The sequence below is a fragment of the Natrialbaceae archaeon AArc-T1-2 genome, from assembly GCF_030273315.1.
Taxonomy (GTDB): Archaea; Halobacteriota; Halobacteria; order Halobacteriales; family Natrialbaceae; genus Tc-Br11-E2g1.
In genome coordinates, this window is record NZ_CP127174.1 from 2,691,748 (window position 1) to 2,706,642 (window position 14,895).

Annotated in this window: 18 protein-coding genes; 9 read left to right on the plus strand and 9 right to left on the minus strand. The window is 64.9% G+C overall.

The annotated features are described in order from the left end of the window. Nucleotides 1-20 precede the first annotated feature (20 nt). A complete protein-coding gene (locus tag QQ977_RS13845; RefSeq protein ID WP_285926360.1) occupies nucleotides 21-179 on the minus strand; it encodes a DUF7559 family protein in 159 nt (52 codons plus the stop codon). A 158-nt stretch (nucleotides 180-337) separates the two neighbouring features. On the opposite strand from QQ977_RS13845, the gene QQ977_RS13850 reads away from it, so the two are divergent. The 3 genes from QQ977_RS13850 (at nucleotide 338) to QQ977_RS13860 (ending at nucleotide 3,802) form a co-directional block, all read left to right on the plus strand. Beyond that, complete coding sequence (locus QQ977_RS13850; protein WP_285926361.1) at nucleotides 338-1,522, plus strand: site-2 protease family protein; 1,185 nt, start codon at nucleotides 338-340, stop codon at nucleotides 1,520-1,522. A 55-nt stretch (nucleotides 1,523-1,577) separates the two neighbouring features. Next, nucleotides 1,578-3,305, plus strand: a complete 1,728-nt coding sequence (locus QQ977_RS13855; RefSeq protein WP_285926362.1) for a radical SAM protein — start codon at nucleotides 1,578-1,580, stop codon at nucleotides 3,303-3,305. Between the two features lie 92 nt (nucleotides 3,306-3,397). Then, entirely contained in the window at nucleotides 3,398-3,802 is a 405-nt protein-coding gene (locus QQ977_RS13860; RefSeq protein ID WP_285926363.1) for a TRAM domain-containing protein, read from the plus strand. Here the strand turns inward: QQ977_RS13860 and QQ977_RS13865 are convergent. The 3 genes from QQ977_RS13865 to QQ977_RS13875 all read right to left on the minus strand — a co-directional run bounded on the left by QQ977_RS13865 (nucleotide 3,799) and on the right by QQ977_RS13875 (nucleotide 5,672). Then, complete coding sequence (locus QQ977_RS13865; RefSeq protein WP_285926364.1) at nucleotides 3,799-4,464, minus strand: YkgJ family cysteine cluster protein; 666 nt, start codon at nucleotides 4,462-4,464, stop codon at nucleotides 3,799-3,801. The two genes, QQ977_RS13860 and QQ977_RS13865, sit on opposite strands and share 4 nt — an antisense overlap. A gap of 36 nt (nucleotides 4,465-4,500) precedes the next feature. Beyond that, on the minus strand, nucleotides 4,501-5,280 hold the full coding sequence (locus tag QQ977_RS13870; RefSeq protein WP_285926365.1) for an MBL fold metallo-hydrolase: 780 nt from the start codon (nucleotides 5,278-5,280) through the stop codon (nucleotides 4,501-4,503). Nucleotides 5,281-5,390: 110 nt separating this feature from the next. Beyond that, complete coding sequence (locus tag QQ977_RS13875) at nucleotides 5,391-5,672, minus strand: MarR family transcriptional regulator (protein WP_285926366.1); 282 nt, start codon at nucleotides 5,670-5,672, stop codon at nucleotides 5,391-5,393. 204 nt (nucleotides 5,673-5,876) lie between these two features. Here QQ977_RS13875 and QQ977_RS13880 point away from each other — a divergent pair, with 204 nt between their 5' ends. Beyond that, nucleotides 5,877-6,269 carry a DUF5811 family protein gene (locus tag QQ977_RS13880; RefSeq protein ID WP_285926367.1) on the plus strand — a complete coding sequence of 131 codons (393 nt, stop codon included), beginning with the start codon at nucleotides 5,877-5,879 and terminating at the stop codon, nucleotides 6,267-6,269. A gap of 125 nt (nucleotides 6,270-6,394) precedes the next feature. Next, nucleotides 6,395-6,634 carry a hypothetical protein gene (locus tag QQ977_RS13885; RefSeq protein ID WP_285926368.1) on the plus strand — a complete coding sequence of 80 codons (240 nt, stop codon included), beginning with the start codon at nucleotides 6,395-6,397 and terminating at the stop codon, nucleotides 6,632-6,634. Nucleotides 6,635-6,682: 48 nt separating this feature from the next. Here QQ977_RS13885 and infB read toward each other — a convergent pair whose 3' ends face one another. Then, nucleotides 6,683-8,482, minus strand: a complete 1,800-nt coding sequence (infB, locus tag QQ977_RS13890; RefSeq protein ID WP_285926369.1) for a translation initiation factor IF-2 — start codon at nucleotides 8,480-8,482, stop codon at nucleotides 6,683-6,685. Nucleotides 8,483-8,664: 182 nt separating this feature from the next. Between infB and QQ977_RS13895 the strand changes: the two genes are divergently transcribed. Next, on the plus strand, nucleotides 8,665-8,910 hold the full coding sequence (locus tag QQ977_RS13895; RefSeq protein WP_285926370.1) for a PRC-barrel domain-containing protein: 246 nt from the start codon (nucleotides 8,665-8,667) through the stop codon (nucleotides 8,908-8,910). Between the two features lie 3 nt (nucleotides 8,911-8,913). Next, nucleotides 8,914-9,378: an NOB1 family endonuclease gene (locus QQ977_RS13900; RefSeq protein WP_285926371.1), complete on the plus strand. Its 465-nt coding sequence runs from the start codon at nucleotides 8,914-8,916 to the stop codon at nucleotides 9,376-9,378. Between the two features lie 170 nt (nucleotides 9,379-9,548). On the opposite strand, the gene QQ977_RS13905 is transcribed toward QQ977_RS13900, so the two are convergent. Together QQ977_RS13905 and QQ977_RS13910 are read right to left on the minus strand one after the other, a co-directional pair. After that, nucleotides 9,549-10,664, minus strand: a complete 1,116-nt coding sequence (locus QQ977_RS13905) for a CPBP family intramembrane glutamic endopeptidase (protein ID WP_285926372.1) — start codon at nucleotides 10,662-10,664, stop codon at nucleotides 9,549-9,551. 61 nt (nucleotides 10,665-10,725) lie between these two features. Next, the gene (locus QQ977_RS13910) at nucleotides 10,726-12,021 is read right to left on the minus strand and encodes a glucose-6-phosphate isomerase (protein ID WP_285926373.1); all 1,296 of its coding nucleotides are present in this window, start codon (nucleotides 12,019-12,021) and stop codon (nucleotides 10,726-10,728) included. Between the two features lie 164 nt (nucleotides 12,022-12,185). Here QQ977_RS13910 and QQ977_RS13915 point away from each other — a divergent pair, with 164 nt between their 5' ends. Together QQ977_RS13915 and QQ977_RS13920 are read left to right on the plus strand one after the other, a co-directional pair. After that, on the plus strand, nucleotides 12,186-13,358 hold the full coding sequence (locus QQ977_RS13915) for a DUF7544 domain-containing protein (protein WP_285926374.1): 1,173 nt from the start codon (nucleotides 12,186-12,188) through the stop codon (nucleotides 13,356-13,358). A 72-nt stretch (nucleotides 13,359-13,430) separates the two neighbouring features. Continuing rightward, on the plus strand, nucleotides 13,431-13,658 hold the full coding sequence (locus QQ977_RS13920; protein WP_285926375.1) for a hypothetical protein: 228 nt from the start codon (nucleotides 13,431-13,433) through the stop codon (nucleotides 13,656-13,658). 28 nt (nucleotides 13,659-13,686) lie between these two features. On the opposite strand, the gene QQ977_RS13925 is transcribed toward QQ977_RS13920, so the two are convergent. Further along, the gene (locus tag QQ977_RS13925) at nucleotides 13,687-13,929 is read right to left on the minus strand and encodes a hypothetical protein (RefSeq protein ID WP_285926376.1); all 243 of its coding nucleotides are present in this window, start codon (nucleotides 13,927-13,929) and stop codon (nucleotides 13,687-13,689) included. Between the two features lie 22 nt (nucleotides 13,930-13,951). Further along, on the minus strand, nucleotides 13,952-14,794 hold the full coding sequence (gene truA, locus QQ977_RS13930; RefSeq protein WP_285926377.1) for a tRNA pseudouridine(38-40) synthase TruA: 843 nt from the start codon (nucleotides 14,792-14,794) through the stop codon (nucleotides 13,952-13,954). Between the last annotated feature and the right edge of the window lie 101 nt (nucleotides 14,795-14,895).

The window sequence follows — 14,895 nt, forward strand, 5'->3', positions numbered from 1 at the left end:
CCGACTCACGGCCGTCGTTGTCAGAGGTCGATCGCCTCGAGGGCCTCGGTCGTCCCGCAGTACGGACACGCGAAGTCCGCGACCGTCGTCTCGTCGGGCATCTCGTAAGTGTAGTGTAACTCGAACATGTCGAGGGTGCAGTCGTCGTCGGTACAGACGACCTCGAGCGTCGCTGGCATGGACGCAGATACTCGCGCGACGACAATCAGCCTACGGATCCTGGCGACGCGATCGTCCGTCGGCGACCGACGACCGGCGTTTTCGTTCGGTTCGCACTCGTCGGCCTCGAGGGTGACCTTTTTGCGGTCCGTTGCGCTATTCGGAGGTACGAGACTGGATGTTCAAAAGTTATCGCATCGGCCAGGCGTTCGGGATCCCGCTCAAGCTCGACGTCACCTTGTTGCTCGTGTTACCCCTGTTCGCCTGGGTGATCGGCGCACAGATCGAGACCGTCGTACCCATCCTGAACCAGGTGTTCGGGACGGACATCGCGGCCGATGCGCTTGCCGGTGTCGTGTGGCCGTTGATCGTCGGTCTCCTCGCGGCCATCGGACTGTTCATCGGCGTCGCGCTCCACGAGTTCGGCCACGCGCTGGTCGCGCTCCGTTACGACTACGACATTGACTCGATCACTCTCTGGCTGCTCGGCGGAGTCGCCCAGCTCGTCGATCGACCGCGGGACTGGCGTCACGAATTCTGGATCGCTATCGCCGGTCCGATCGTCAGTCTGGCCGTCGGCGTCGTCTGCTATCTCGCCTTACTCGTGGTGCCGGCCGGGATGGACGTCACCGCCTTCGTACTCGCGTATCTCGCGCTCTTGAACGTCGGGCTGGCCGTCTTCAACATGCTTCCAGCGTTTCCGCTCGACGGCGGGCGCGTCCTCCGGGCGATTCTCGCACGGTCGATGAGCTACGTTCGCGCGACGAAGGTGGTGACGCTGGTCGGAAAGGGGTTCGCGATCTTGCTCGGACTCGGCGGACTCGCCACGGTCAACGTCTTCTGGGTCGCCATCGCGATTTTCGTCTACATCGCCGCGACGGCCGAGAGCCGCCAGATGATGCTCGATGCGACGCTCGACGGACTCACGGCTCGCGACGTGATGCGACGCGCCTCGGAGCTGTCGACGGTGCCGCCCGAACTGACGGTCGATCGGCTCCTCGAGCGGATGTTCCAGGAGCGCCAGACGTACTACCCCGTCGTCAGGGACGGACAGATCGGCGGCGTCGTGACGCTCGAAGACGTCCAGGAACTCGAGCGAACACAGCGAGTGGCCGCACGCGTCGGCGACGTCATGACGTCGTTTGATGCGCTCGAGCGAATCTCGGCCGACAGCGACGCGATGACCGCGTTTCAGCGACTCCAACAGAGCGAGAGCGAGCACTTGCTCGTCGTCGAGGACGGAAGCGTCGTCGGGGTTCTCACACTCGAGGATCTGCTCTCGACCCAGGAGATCGTCCGCGAACACAGGCGAGTCGACGATCGGTCGCCGCGACGGGAGCCACAGCGTCAACGACGGCTGTGATACCCGCGACGGTCGTGTAGTCACCGTTTTACGCCTCGAGCGGCTACGGCGAGCTATGACAGACCCCGAGACGCTTTCGGTGACGATCGTCGACGGCTACGTCGACGAACCGGCACACTTCGGGGTCCCGCCGTACGTCTCGACGTACCCCCGGTACACGGCCGGTGCGCTCGTCGATGCCGGCGTCCCGCCGGAGCGGATCACCTACCACACGATCGACGGCCTCCGCGACGAGCCCGACCGCTTCCGTGACGTCGACGACGCCGACTTGCTGATCTACCTGGGCGGGATGACCGTCCCCGGCAACTACGTCGGCGGGACGCCCGCCGAACCCGACGAGGTGCGCGAACTCGCCTGGACGGCGAGCGGAACGACCCTGATGGGTGGCCCCGTCAAATTCGGCGTCGGCGACGCAAACGAGGGGGCGATCGAGACCGAACGCCAGGACCTCGATTTCGATTTCGTCGCGAAAGGCGACGTCGAGGCCGCCGCCTACGACCTCGTCGCGAATGGCCTCGAGGGTTTCGGCGACCGGATGCGCGACGTCAGCGAGGTCACTCGGTGGGCGCACAAGGGCGCGTTCGTCGTCGAACAACACCCCAACCACCCCGACTACCTTATCTGTGAACTCGAGACCTCTAGGGGGTGTGCGTATCGGTGTTCGTTCTGTACCGAGCCACTGTATGGCAACCCCGACTTCCGCCCGCCCGAGACGGTCGTCGCCGAAGTGGATGCCCTCGCAGACCACGGGGTGAAACACTTCCGGCTCGGCCGGCAGGCGGACATCCTGGCCTACGGCGGCGACGGCGAAGCGCCTAACCCCGACGCCCTCCGGGAGCTATACGAGGGGATCCGGACGGTCGCACCCGACCTCGAGACGTTGCATCTGGACAATATGAACCCCATCACGATCGTGAACTGGCCGGAAAAATCCAGGGAAGGGATCCGGATCATCGCCGATCACAACACGCCCGGGGATACGGCCGCCTTCGGCCTCGAGTCCGCGGACCCGGTCGTCCAGGAGGAGAACGATCTCAACGTCTCCGCCACGGAGTGTCTCGAGGCGGTCCGGATCGTCAACGAGGAAGGTGGCTGGCGGCCGGGCGGTCCGGACGATCCGCAGGAAGGCGTCACGGGCGAAGACGACCCGATCCGGCTCCCCAAACTCCTTCCCGGGATCAACCTCGTTCACGGGCTCAAAGGCGAACGCGAGGAAACCTACGAGCACAACCTCGAGTTCCTCTGGAACGTCTACGACGAGGGACTGATGCTCCGGCGGATCAACATCCGACAGGTGATGGCCTTCGCCGGCACCGAGATGTCCGAGACGGGTGCCGAGATTGCGAACGAACACAAGAAGCTGTTCAAGTCCTACAAACGACAGGTCCGCGAGGAGATCGACAACCCGATGCTCGAACGGGTCGCCCCGCCGGGCACCGTCTTGCCGGACGTCCACCTCGAGTACCACCAGGACGGCAAGACGTTCGGCCGTCAGCTGGGGACGTACCCGTTGCTCGTTGCGATCCCCGGCGAGCACCCGCTCGAGGAACGGCGAGACGTCGCGGTCGTCGATCACGGCTACCGGTCGGTCACCGGTGTCCCCTACCCACTCGATCTCAACGCCGCCTCGATGGACGAACTCACGGCCGTTCCCGGTCTCGGGAAACGGCGAGCGGGCAACATCGTGGTGAACCGACCCTACGACTCCGTCGCCGAGGCTGATCTCGACGCTGACGTCGACGTCTCGCAGTTCGCGACGGTTAGTTCGCTCGAGCGCGTGTAGGGACGGCCCGGGGCCGCTTGCCACCGAATATCCGTCCGAGGTCGGTAGTTCTAATATGGATGGGCTTCTGACTGGAACCAGAGGGTCTCACTGTGGAGATATCTGACAAACTCCTGTGTCTGTTCAGCACGGACGTTTCGGAGGAGAACGACCGATACGTCATCGAAGTACCGAAGCGGGAGGTCGAAACTGGCGACATCGATCCGGGTGAGGTCTACCGCGTCGCGTTGATCTCGCGCGACCGCGACGGCGAGGACGCCGACACCGCCACGGAAAAACCGAGCGCGCCCTCGGAGCCCCAGCCACCGGTCGAGGTCGGCGAGACGCGTTACGTCGAAATCGAAGACATCGGCAAACAGGGTGACGGTATCGCCCGCGTCGAGCGTGGCTACGTCATCATCGTTCCCGGCGCAGAGGTTGGCGAGCGGGTCAAAATAGAGATCAGCGAGGTCAAGTCCAACTTCGCGGTGGGCGAGATCATCGAGGAGACGTTCTAGCGCGTCTCGCGTGCCGACCCGTCCGACCGCTTCGGCCCTTCGGAATCGTGGACGACGATCTCGCCGGGGTCGGGGTCGGCCGGCTCGTAGGCGTCCCGGACGGCGATTGCCTCCTCGAGCTCTCGAATCGCTCGTTCTTTCAACGCGCGCGCAAGCTCCTCGGCGTCTGCCCGCGTGATGTCCCGTCCCAGCCCGTCGCACTCGTGGGCGCGAACGACCCCGGTCTCGTCGACGGCCTCGCCCATCGGCTGACTCGTGCCGTCGATGGCAACGCTGAACGGGTACGTTTGACAGATCAACGGTCGATCGTCGTGGGCGAGACACGCGCCGACACCGTCGTCGGTTTCCTCGTAGAACGCGCAGTCGCCGCAGTCGTCGGTCTGTAATGCCCACTCGAAGGTCTCGCCCTCGAGGCTGCCGTCTCCTGTCTCGGACAGCCCATAGGGCATCGGTCGGGCGACGTCGCGCCACTCCTGGTCGGTCGCGTCCGTGAGCGCTCTGACCTCGTCTGGAAAGATCGTTGCGGTGTGCTCGTCTGCACCCTCACGCGTACAGCAGGCACCACAGCGAGTACACTCGAAGCCGATCGACTCGATAGCGTCGGCCAGCTCCCCGGCGTCGAGGTCGCGGGCGCGCTCGAGGTCGTCTTCGAGGGAAGTCACGTTCGTTCGTTCGTGCCGACGCGCAAAAGTCCGCCGCTATCGGGATCGAGCCCGTTCGCCGTCCCACGCGATTCGCCCTTCGACGGCGAGTTTCTCGAGGTGAGCACGGACCGTCGCCCGGGCGAGGTCACGAACGCCCGCGAGGTCTTTCTCGTATGCGTCCTCGAGGATTTCCTCGAGCGTCTCCGCGCCCGACTCGACGGCCGCCAACACTCGGCGTTCGCGCTCGAGGCGATGGGCGAGAAGGCGCTCGAGGCGCTCCCGGGGATCGTCGATGACGGGACCGTGTCCGGGCAGCAGCCGTGGTGGATCCACCGCCCGCAGGCGACGCAACGTCGTCAGGTACGCACGCATGTCGCCGTCGGGTGCGCCGACGACGACGCTTCCATCGGCGAGGACGCAGTCGCCACAACAGATCGGTCCACCCTCGCCGACTTGCACGGCGACGTGGTCGGGCGCGTGACCGGGCGCGTCGAGAATCCTGAGTTCGTCGTCGCCGCAGGGAACGGTCGCCCCCGGCCGAACGAGTCGGTCGGGTTCGACGCCGGCCGCCTCCCGAAATCGATCGACGTGACTCGTCCGCGCCCAGACCGTCGCCGTCTCCATTGCGTACGCGTCGAGATCGCCGACGTGGTCGGGGTGGGCGTGGGTGACGAGGACGTGCTCGACGCCACGAGCTCGAACCAGTCGGTCGAGCGCGTCCGTCCGGCCCGCGGGGTCGACGAGCACCGCCGGATCGTGTCCGACGACGTAGACGTTCGTCTGTCCACTGGGTGCACGCGTTGCGGTCGTCACTGGAACGCGGACGACGTCCATACGAAACCGTCGTCGACCGGGGAGGAAGTGAGTATCGGATTCCCGTCGACGAACGGACGACGGCGGTGAGGTGCCGTCGGCTACGAGGTGGGTACGAAAAACGAGTGAGGTCAGTGTTTCAGGTAGTACACCTGCTTGCGTGCGTCCTGGAAGCTGTATCGGGAACCGACGAGGTCGACATCCTCGAGTCGGTTCAACGCGTACCGGACGGTCCGGTCGGGAAGCAGCGACTCCTCGGCGAGTTGCCCCTGCGAGAGTGGCGAGTCGGATTCGAGAACTTTCGCGACGAGTTTCGCACTCGGTGGAAGTTCGCGAAGACGGTCGTGGTATTCGGTCTCGGAAAGCGTCTCTTCGGCATCGGTGGTAGCATCGTCAGCAGTACTCATGCTCATACCTTCCACAGAAGTGCGATCACTGGTAAAGCTTCCCTATATGTGGGTACTTACAATCTTGTTTGTACTAGGTGTATTACCACACTCTGGTTAATTATAAGACGGGGGGTCGGTCCACCCCCCGAACGTTCTCCCGGTGTGGTAACTCGGCTCGAGGCGAACGCTTTTTACGGCCCGGCCAACTATGATCAGTAGCGATTTCTCATGAATGGCAATACGCCGTACGCAGGGCTGCCGGGTGTGACGGGAGCTGGCCAGCGAGCATCGGCGGACGTCCCGGAGATCTCCGGCGATCAGAAACGAACGCTTCACCGTGACGTCTCACAGATTGCCGCACGAACCCGTGAGCTACTTCCCAACGAGTACGTCGTCGACTCTGAAATCTCACACGGCGTCGGCGGTCCGCAGGTGACCGTCGCCGTCCAGCCGCCGGTCGGCCGTCCGGTCAGCGCCGGCTTCTCACCCGACCTCGGGGACCAGGCCGACGAGATAATCTCGACGGACGAGCGCGACGAGGTGGCCCGTGGGCTAGCTGCGAGCGCGGCACTACAGGTCAAACTGGCGATGAACCGGGGCGTAACGCCGACGGCACGCTAGTCGTCTTCGAGATACCGCCGATCCGTTCGGTTCCGGTCTGTCCGCCCATCCGGCCGCAGTCTGGCATTCTCACAATCTGGGAATCAGACACCGTGTTAATTGGTCCCAGAACGCTACCTCGGTGTATGACCGAAACCAACGCACGATCTACGATGGCCCAGACGGACGGACACACGACCGGAGACCGGACGACGTCGGTGGAAGCGACGATCCGGGCGGAGCTGTCCAAACACCGCGAACTACACGTTACCGACCTGTCCCGGCGACTCGAGGAGCATCCGGCGACGGTCGAGAAAGCGTGTCACCGACTCGCACGACAGGGCAAACTCGTCGCGGTCGGCTGTGGAACGTTTTCGAACTGCTAACTCGCCGCCTGCGGTGTCGTCTCTGTCCCCACTTTCCATCGAGGGCAGTCACTTGCCCCAGAACGGGTCGCGGTTGCGGTGTTTTTCGAGGTACATGTTCAACGCCTCGAGTTCGTCGCCTGGAATCTCCTCGGCGAGTTCCTGTTCGAGGATCTTCGCGTGTTTCTCGGGTATCTCGATCCAGAGTTCGTCGCCTTCCTCGATCCCCCGGCCGACCGTGGGGCCGTCGATGGCGGCGCTGACGCGGTTGCCGGCCCGGGCCTCGTCGACGTCCTCGCCCTGTTCCTGGATGCCCTTGACCTCGCCGACGCGTTCGGGCTCGTTGCCATCCCATTTCACCACGTTGCTGTTTTTCTGGAGGGTGCCCGAGTTGACCTCGACGCCGACGACGGCCGGATCGTTCTGGCGGAAGACGTGATCCTTGAGGATTCGAAACCGTGCCGGCCGGGTGATGTTCTCGAGGATAGTATCCTGCTGGGCGCGTTCGATCTCCTCGACGTGGGTCTCGTACTCTTCGACCAGCTGGTAGATGACGTCGTCGACGAACAGCTCGACGTCGTCGATCTCGGCCCGTCGTTTCGCGTCCTCAAGGACCTCGACGTTGAACCCGAGGACGACCTGCTGTTTGGAATTGTCGGCGGTCGAGGCGACGGAGATGTCACGCGGGGCAACGTCGCCGACCTCTGCGCGGACGATCGGAACCTCTGCCTCCTCTAAGGCGTCCGCCATCGCCTCGAGGCTGCCCAGGGTGTCTGCCTTGACGACGACGCCCCGTTCGGCGGTGTCGACGGCGATCTCTGCCAGTTCGGCCTCGACCTCGTCGATGACGTCCTCGAGATCTCGGTCTCGGACCACGCGGACGGGTGCGCCGGCCATCGCCTTGTCCAGATCGGGCGCGGCGATTTTGATCCCCGCCGCAGCGCTTACCTCCTCGACGTCCTCGAACCGGCTCTCGGTGCGGATCTCCGCCAGCGGCCGGGGCTGAAGGAGTGCGCGGACGTCGGTGACGATGGGGTCGTTCGTCCCGCCGACGACGAGCGTATCGTCTGCCCGGACAGTCCCGTCGTAGAGGACGGTGTCGATCGTCGTTCCGAACCCCTTCTCCTCTTTGACCTCGAGGACGGTGCCGACGCCGGGGCCGGTGACGTCGATTTCCATCTCCTCTTTCATGTATCGCTGGGACAGACCCATCATTACGGCGAGCAGGTCCGGAATGCCTTCCCCGGTCATCGCGGAGACGGGGACGACGCCGATGTTTCGCTGGAAGTTCTGGACTCGCCAGTACAGGTCCGCAGAAAAGCCCTCGTCGCTTAACGAGCCGATGATCTCGTAGAGACGTTCGTCGAGATCGGACTGAACGCGATCGGACTGGGCCTCGTAGGTCTCGTTGATCGGCGCGTTCTCGGTCGGGTTCCAGCCCGGCACCGTATCGATCTTGTTCGCGGCGACGATAAACGGCGTTTGGGTGCGCTTAACGATGTCGAGCGCCTCGAGCGTCTGGGGCTGAAAGCCGTCGTTGACGTCGACGACGAGGATGGCGATGTCTGCGAGCGCCCCGCCGCGAGAGCGAAGCGTCGTAAAGGAGTGATGGCCCGGCGTGTCGATAAAGAGCAAGCCGGGCAGATCGAAGTCGTCGGGGTCGACGAGTTCGCCCGCCATCTTCGAGACGATGTCCAGCGGAACGGCGGTCGCACCGATGTGCTGGGTGATCGCGCCTGCTTCGCCCTCGATGACCGCGGAGCCGCGGATCGTATCGAGGAGACTGGTCTTGCCGTGATCGACGTGTCCGAGGACGGCGACGATCGGGGTCCTGAGAGATGTGGGGTCGCGTGTGTCCGTGTCCGACATGGTAAACCACCCGAGAAGGTCTTACCTTGAACGTCCGTAGCGCAGTAGTTAAACCCATCGTCACGGCGGTCACAGTACGACGGGCCACGACATCTCCGGCGTTACCGGACTGGCCAGCGCTGCGACGACAGACGTCAGACGACCCCGTGGCGTTTAATACCGATTAGTAAGTACTGGGACGCATGAGCGACATACTCGCCGAGAACCTCTCGGGTAAAGCCGTCATGGGATCCGACGGAACCGAGCTCGGCATGCTCTACAACGTCACGATGGATCTCAAGTCCGGACAGCTTTTCGACCTCCTCGTCGACCCCGACGACTCACTCGCCGAGAAGTCGGTGTCGTTCGACCGGGACGACGCCGGTCGGCTGCGGGTTCCCGTCAACCGCGTGCAGGCGGTCAAAGACTACATCGTCGTTCAACGATAACGGATGCACGTCCTCGACTCGTCGGCTTTTATCCACGACTACCACACGACAGAACAGACTGCAACGATCCCGCTCGTCCGCGAGGAACTCGAAGACGAGAGCGCCTATCGCTACGACGCGATGGAGGGGTCGGGAATGCACATTCACATTCCGAACGGAGACACCACCGAGAAAGTCCGCCGTGCGGCCAAAGAATCTGGTGACCTCGAGGTACTCTCCGAGACCGACGTTCGGCTGATCGCCGCGGCGTTCGAACTCGACGGCACCCTCGTCACGGACGACTACGCGATGCAAAACGTCGCCGAGAAACTAAACGTCGACGTCGAGTTCATCGCCCGCGAGGGCATCACCGAACAGCGAGAGTGGCTGTTCCAGTGTCAGGGCTGTGGCCGAGAGTACGACGAAGAGAAGGATCGCTGTCCGATCTGTGGCTCGGATCTCGCCCGCAAGAATCCGAACTCGAGCTGACTCGAGCGAGTCGTCGTTTCGCTCCACCCGTCCGGAAACGACGCGTCCGCTTTCGGAGTTCGCCCGTCGGTCGGCCGATCGAACGGACAGGATCGACTGCCAGGGTTGCTGACTGGGACGATATCGCGTGACGCCAGTGAGTGCGCTTCGCTCGGCCTCGACGCCCGGTCTCAAGCGAACGTGGCGTACGCGCTCGCGAACAACACCGCGTTGTAGATGCCGTGGACGAGCCCGGGTACGAGGACGTTATCGGTTCGTTCGTAGATGGTCCCGAGGACGATCGAGAGGCTGAAGACGACGCCGAGACTGGCGAGAACGGCACCTGCAGCGCCGGTGGCGTACGCCGGGGCGTGGACGCCCGCGAAGATCACGCTCGCGACGACGACCGCACCGCCACGGGAGAACGCACCGTACAGCGACTTCTGGATGACGTTCCGGTAGAGTAGCTCCTCGAACGGGCCGATGATCAGGATCGAGGCGGGGATGTACACGTAGAGGATCTCCGGCGTCTCCTGGGCCTGTTCGACGGTGCTGTGGGTCGCGGTCTCGGCTCCGGTCTGGGCCAGGGCGATACTGACTGCGATCAACGCGCCGAACAACACGCCGACGCCGCCGACGGTCCAGACGACGTCCCACCTGTCGGGCCACTCGAGGTCGACGAACGAGAAGGGACGACCGGTGGCGTGGAGGTAGCCGACCGCGACGGCCGCCGTCCCGAATGCCATCCCGAACTGGCCAAGCGCCGTCTGCTGGGTCTGGGTGAGTTCACCCATCACGACGAACGCGGGAATCGACAGCGCTGACGTGGTCAAAAGCGCACTGAACAGTCCGATCGCACCGACGATCGAGAGACCGATCGTCGTCACGGCCCGTCGCTTGAGTCCGGTGGCGGTGACGCCGCCGTAGTCGGCAATGGCCATGCCGAGTGCACCCCCGGCGGCGAGAACCGTCGTGAAGACGAGTGGGGACGACCCCACAAGCGGGAGCGTAGCGTGGCCAGTTACCCCCTGGTTCAACGCGTACCCTGCCAGGGCGACGACGGCGAGGCTGGAGCCGGCGGCGACCGACGCGCCGGGACGTCGTTCGATGAGATCGTATCGACGTCCGAGAAAGACGGCGGTGGCGACGACCGCGAACAGGTGTGCGGCCCAGACGACGGGCTCGCCGTCGCCCTGTCGGATGGGCACCGCGACGCCGACCCACGCGACGCCCGCGAGGACGGTCCCAATCCCGACGGTGGGGTCGAACCCGCGGTTGGTGTCGTCTGCTCGGACAGTCTCGGTCATACGTGTTCATTGGATCGAACGTTCATAGGTTCACCGCCTGTGCCACAGCTTCTGCTGTCCCTTAGCGCTCGACCCGAAGCGTCTCCTTCGCGTCGACGGCCGCTGCCTCCTCGAAGTCACCGCCGCCGAGTAATCCCCGCGTCGCCTTCTTCGCCCACTCGACGGCGGGCTGGTCGAACGCGTTCACGCCGGAGAGTTCACCCGCGAGCACGCAGGCCGCCTCCATGCCGTACAACAGCCCGCCGAGTTCGTAGGCGTCGACGGCCTCGAGTTCGATCCGGACGTTCGGCCGGCCGGCGACGGCGAGACTCGCCTCGGTCGCCTCGAACTCTGCCTCGAGCAACTCGTCGAGTCCCGAGCCGCCGAGGTACGCGAGGTCGTCGATCTTGGTCTCGGGAATCGTCCGATCCGGACGTTCCCGTGGCGTGACGAACGTGACGAGTTTGTCCCGCGGACCGGCCCGATAGAGCTGGAGCTGGGAGTGCTGGTCGGTCACACCGAGCGCTCGAACCGGCGTCTGGCCGAGTTCGTCTTTCCCCAGGCTCTCGGCCCACAGCTGGGCGAACCACTCGGCGAACGTCTCGAGGCTCTCTGCGTACGGCATCATCGCGTTCACCGACGCCCCACGCTGATCGAGCGCGTACGCCGTCGCGCCGTAGGCGTAGGCCGGACACGAAAACAGCGAGCCCGAAAGCGTCTCCGCCTCCGCCCGTGCGCCCTCGAGCAGCGCCTCGAGGTCGGTCCCGCAGACGGCCGCGGCGACCATCCCGACGGCAGATAGCGCGGAGAACCGGCCGGGAACGCCATCTGGGACCTTCAGCGCGGGCAGGTCGTGACTGGCGGCGAGCTTTCGCAGGGGACCGGACTCGCCGGTTGTGACGATCGTTCGCTCGGTCCAGTCGACACCCGCTGATTCGAAGGCGTCGCGAACGACGAGGAAGTTCGCGAGCGTCTCGGCGGTCGTGCCCGAGCGCGAGACGACGTTGATCGCCGTCTCCTCGAGTGGCAGCGACTCGAGGCGGGCTGTCACCCAGGCGGGATCGACGTTATCGAGAAAGACGGTCTCGGCATCACCCGCCAGGGCGTCGGTGATCGTCGCAGCTCCCAGCGCGCTGCCGCCGATGCCGACGGTCACGATCGCCTCGGCGTCTGTGACCGGTTCGACCGCCGCCCGGATCTCGTCGGGATCGGTTCGTTCGGGGAGGTTCAACGCGGCGTAGCCGTGCTCGTCGTTTTTTCGGCCGGTCTCGATGCGTTCGTGAGCGCGCGCGACGTCTTCGTCCAGGCGCTCGAGGGATTCCCTCGAGACGCCCGGCGAGGCGACCGACGCGAGCGCGTTGCCGATGTCGACGTCCATGAGCGAGAGGGCACGGGCTGGGCCTAAAGACGTTCCGTCATGGGGTGGGTTCGATCCATCGGAGACCGCGAGCGTCGATCCGTGTCCCGGCGTCGTTTCGCGACGCCGTAGTCGAGTCGAAGCATCAGTAACGCTTTACTCGAGGCGAGCAAAACCGGGGACGAATGCACGCTGTCGACGACCTGGGTGATGCGATCGACCTGACACGGGAGTTCCTGACGCCGGTCCGGCTCGGGCTCTGGCTCAGGCTGATGATCGTCGTCTTTTTCGTCGGCGGACTCGGCTTCGGCGGACCCGGCGTTCCGACCGGCGACGTCGGCATGGTCGTCGACGATCCGGCGGTGGAGCCGGAGCCGATCGAAGAGGAGGTGCCAGTAGACGACCTCCTGATGATCGGTGCCGTCGTAGCGGTCGCTGGCGTCTCGTTGTGGCTGCTGTTTGCGTTGCTCCGTGCGATCATGGACTTCGTCTTCATCGAATCGCTCCGTACGACGGAGGTCCGTGTGAGACGATACGCGCGCGAGAACCTCGGCAGCGGGCTCCGGCTGTTTCTCTTCCGGGCGCTCGTCGGACTCGTCTCGTTCGGAATCGTCGCGGTTCCGGCGGCTGCCGCCATCCTGACGGCCGACGGGATAACGGACGCGGCGGGGCTGCTCGCGTTGCTCGCAGTGCTCGCCGTCCCCCTGTCGATCGCGTACGTGATCGTCATGCGGTTTACCACCGTCTTCGTCGCGCCCGTCATGCTACTCGAGGACCGGGGCGTGCTCTCGGCGTGGGGTCGCTTCTGGCCGACGCTTCGGTCGAGCCTGGGGGAGTACGCCGTCTACCTGCTGCTCGTGTGGATCCTTCAGATCGTGATCAGCATCGCCGTCGGGATCCTCGCAATCTTCGGGTTGCTCGTGATCGGGATCCCGGTCGGACTCGTCGCGTTCGTCCTGCTCGCGTTCGGAACGGCAGGGATCGTCCTCGCGGTGATCGTCGCTCTCGTCGGGTTCGTGTCGTTCCTGCTGTTCGTCGCTCTCATCGAGGTACCCGTCTACTCGTACCTGCGATACTACGCGTTGCTCGTACTCGGAGACACGAACCGCGAACTCGACCTGATCCCCGACCAACGGGAGACGGTCCGGGACGAGAAACGGGCTGATCGACGAACCGACCGACGCCGCGACCGGCATGACGAGACGGTCACCGACCGAGACGACGACGAAGACGGCTGGGAATCGAGCGACTGGGACGAGACGAGTGACTGGGACTCGAGTGAGTGGGACGACAGTAATCGGGAATCGAGCGACTGGGACGACGACCGAGACGACGACCGAAACGGCGGCTGGCGGTGACGCGAGCGTGATCGGAGAACCGTCCGTCCGCTGGCAACCGAACGGTCGCTTCGTCGCGTCGACACCGGATCGATGACGATGACGGGTTTCCTCGTTCTCGGCACGGTGCTCGTGGTTCTTGGCGTCTGTGGGGTTCGCTACGCGTCGACGATCGTCGCCGTTCAGCACGAGCGCGGGATAGCGCCGATCGAGAGCGACGAGGTCGACGACGCCGATCGGGTCCGGGTCACGAAAGCCGTCGCCGTTCTCGTTGTCCTCGTCGGGCTCGCATCGGTCGGGTACGGGCTGGGACTGCTGTGAGCGACCTCGTCGAAGTCGCCGGTACTTCTCACCGTCGCATCTCCGCGTCGACGGCCGTTCGCACGACGCGGGCGATCCCGAGTACGGTAATGAACGAGCCGGCGAGGACGATGCCGACAGTGAGAACGATCCCGAGGATAGTCGCACCAGCCTCGGGATGCGAGAGCAACGGATCGGCGAGCCGGTAGCCGAAGAAGACGACGAGGACGCCGACTGCGACGCGGATCGACGCTCCCCAGTAGGCTCCGTACTCCTCTGGCGACAGGTTCATGGGCCGACTGGGGGTGGCTCCGTCAAAACGTTTTATCGACGACCTCGTGGATCGTCCGCGACACTCGGGCGGCCGTCTCGCGTTCGATTCGGTGCCGCCCGAACACCTCGCAGGCGCTCGCAGCCGCCTCCGGATCGGCCTCGAACGAGAGGTCGGGGTACGCCACGTCGGTCAACACGAGCGGTTCGGGCGGTGCCGACGGGATGCCTTCGTGGCCCGGCAGCGGCTCGGGCGCGAGCGTGCGATCGACCTTCTCGAGCGTGGCATCGCCGGTCCCGACGGCGTGGGCGAGCGAGACGAGCCGTCGAACGAGTTCGCGACAGAAGCCGCCGGCACGGACGGTCACGACGAGGTACTCGTCCTCGCGAGTCGCCGACAGCGAGAGGCTCCGCTCGGTGTTTCGATCGTCGGACGTGAGGTTGTAGACGTCGTGGGTTCCCGACAGCGCCTCGAGTGCGGCGTGGAACCGGTCGTCGTCGACGGTCGTCGTGTCGGCCTCGACCGTGGCGTCGACGGGCGCATAAAGATGATACGTGTACTCGCGTCGGCTCGCATGATGGGTCGCGTGGAACGTCTCGGAGACGTCGACGCTCGCCCAGGCGCGGACGGTCGGCGGGAGCGAACCGTTGAACGCTCGCGGGGTGAGCCAGTCGGGAGCGTCGAAGGCGATCGTCTGACGGCTCGCGGAGACGCCCGCATCGGTTCGGCCCGCGGCGGCGTAGCCGTCTGGGATGTCCTCGTCTGGCGCAATCACGTCGAGGTCCTCGAGTGCGTTCAGGATCGCGTCCTCGACCGTCGGGACGTCGGGTTGGCGCTGGAAGCCATAAAAGGGCGTACCGTCGTAGGCGATCCGATAGGCCCGCATCGATTCGACCGAGGGCGTCGGGCGTGTTATACTCTCGGACATCGGCTCGAGAACGCGCGACGACCGTCGGACGGCTCGATCCGGATCCGAACCCGGATCTC

Coding starts and splice junctions, on each gene's coding strand:
- QQ977_RS13900 (WP_285926371.1), top strand. CDS start 8,914: ATGCACGTCCTCGACTCGTCGGCTTTTATCCACGACTACCACACGACA.
- QQ977_RS13915 (WP_285926374.1), top strand. CDS start 12,186: ATGCACGCTGTCGACGACCTGGGTGATGCGATCGACCTGACACGGGAG.
- QQ977_RS13880 (WP_285926367.1), top strand. CDS start 5,877: ATGAATGGCAATACGCCGTACGCAGGGCTGCCGGGTGTGACGGGAGCT.
- QQ977_RS13905 (WP_285926372.1), bottom strand. CDS start 10,664: ATGACCGAGACTGTCCGAGCAGACGACACCAACCGCGGGTTCGACCCC.
- QQ977_RS13845 (WP_285926360.1), bottom strand. CDS start 179: ATGCCAGCGACGCTCGAGGTCGTCTGTACCGACGACGACTGCACCCTC.
- QQ977_RS13885 (WP_285926368.1), top strand. CDS start 6,395: ATGACCGAAACCAACGCACGATCTACGATGGCCCAGACGGACGGACAC.
- QQ977_RS13895 (WP_285926370.1), top strand. CDS start 8,665: ATGAGCGACATACTCGCCGAGAACCTCTCGGGTAAAGCCGTCATGGGA.
- QQ977_RS13855 (WP_285926362.1), top strand. CDS start 1,578: ATGACAGACCCCGAGACGCTTTCGGTGACGATCGTCGACGGCTACGTC.
- QQ977_RS13875 (WP_285926366.1), bottom strand. CDS start 5,672: ATGAGCATGAGTACTGCTGACGATGCTACCACCGATGCCGAAGAGACG.
- infB (WP_285926369.1), bottom strand. CDS start 8,482: ATGTCGGACACGGACACACGCGACCCCACATCTCTCAGGACCCCGATC.
- QQ977_RS13910 (WP_285926373.1), bottom strand. CDS start 12,021: ATGGACGTCGACATCGGCAACGCGCTCGCGTCGGTCGCCTCGCCGGGC.
- QQ977_RS13850 (WP_285926361.1), top strand. CDS start 338: ATGTTCAAAAGTTATCGCATCGGCCAGGCGTTCGGGATCCCGCTCAAG.
- QQ977_RS13870 (WP_285926365.1), bottom strand. CDS start 5,280: ATGGACGTCGTCCGCGTTCCAGTGACGACCGCAACGCGTGCACCCAGT.
- QQ977_RS13920 (WP_285926375.1), top strand. CDS start 13,431: ATGACGATGACGGGTTTCCTCGTTCTCGGCACGGTGCTCGTGGTTCTT.
- truA (WP_285926377.1), bottom strand. CDS start 14,794: ATGCGGGCCTATCGGATCGCCTACGACGGTACGCCCTTTTATGGCTTC.
- QQ977_RS13925 (WP_285926376.1), bottom strand. CDS start 13,929: ATGAACCTGTCGCCAGAGGAGTACGGAGCCTACTGGGGAGCGTCGATC.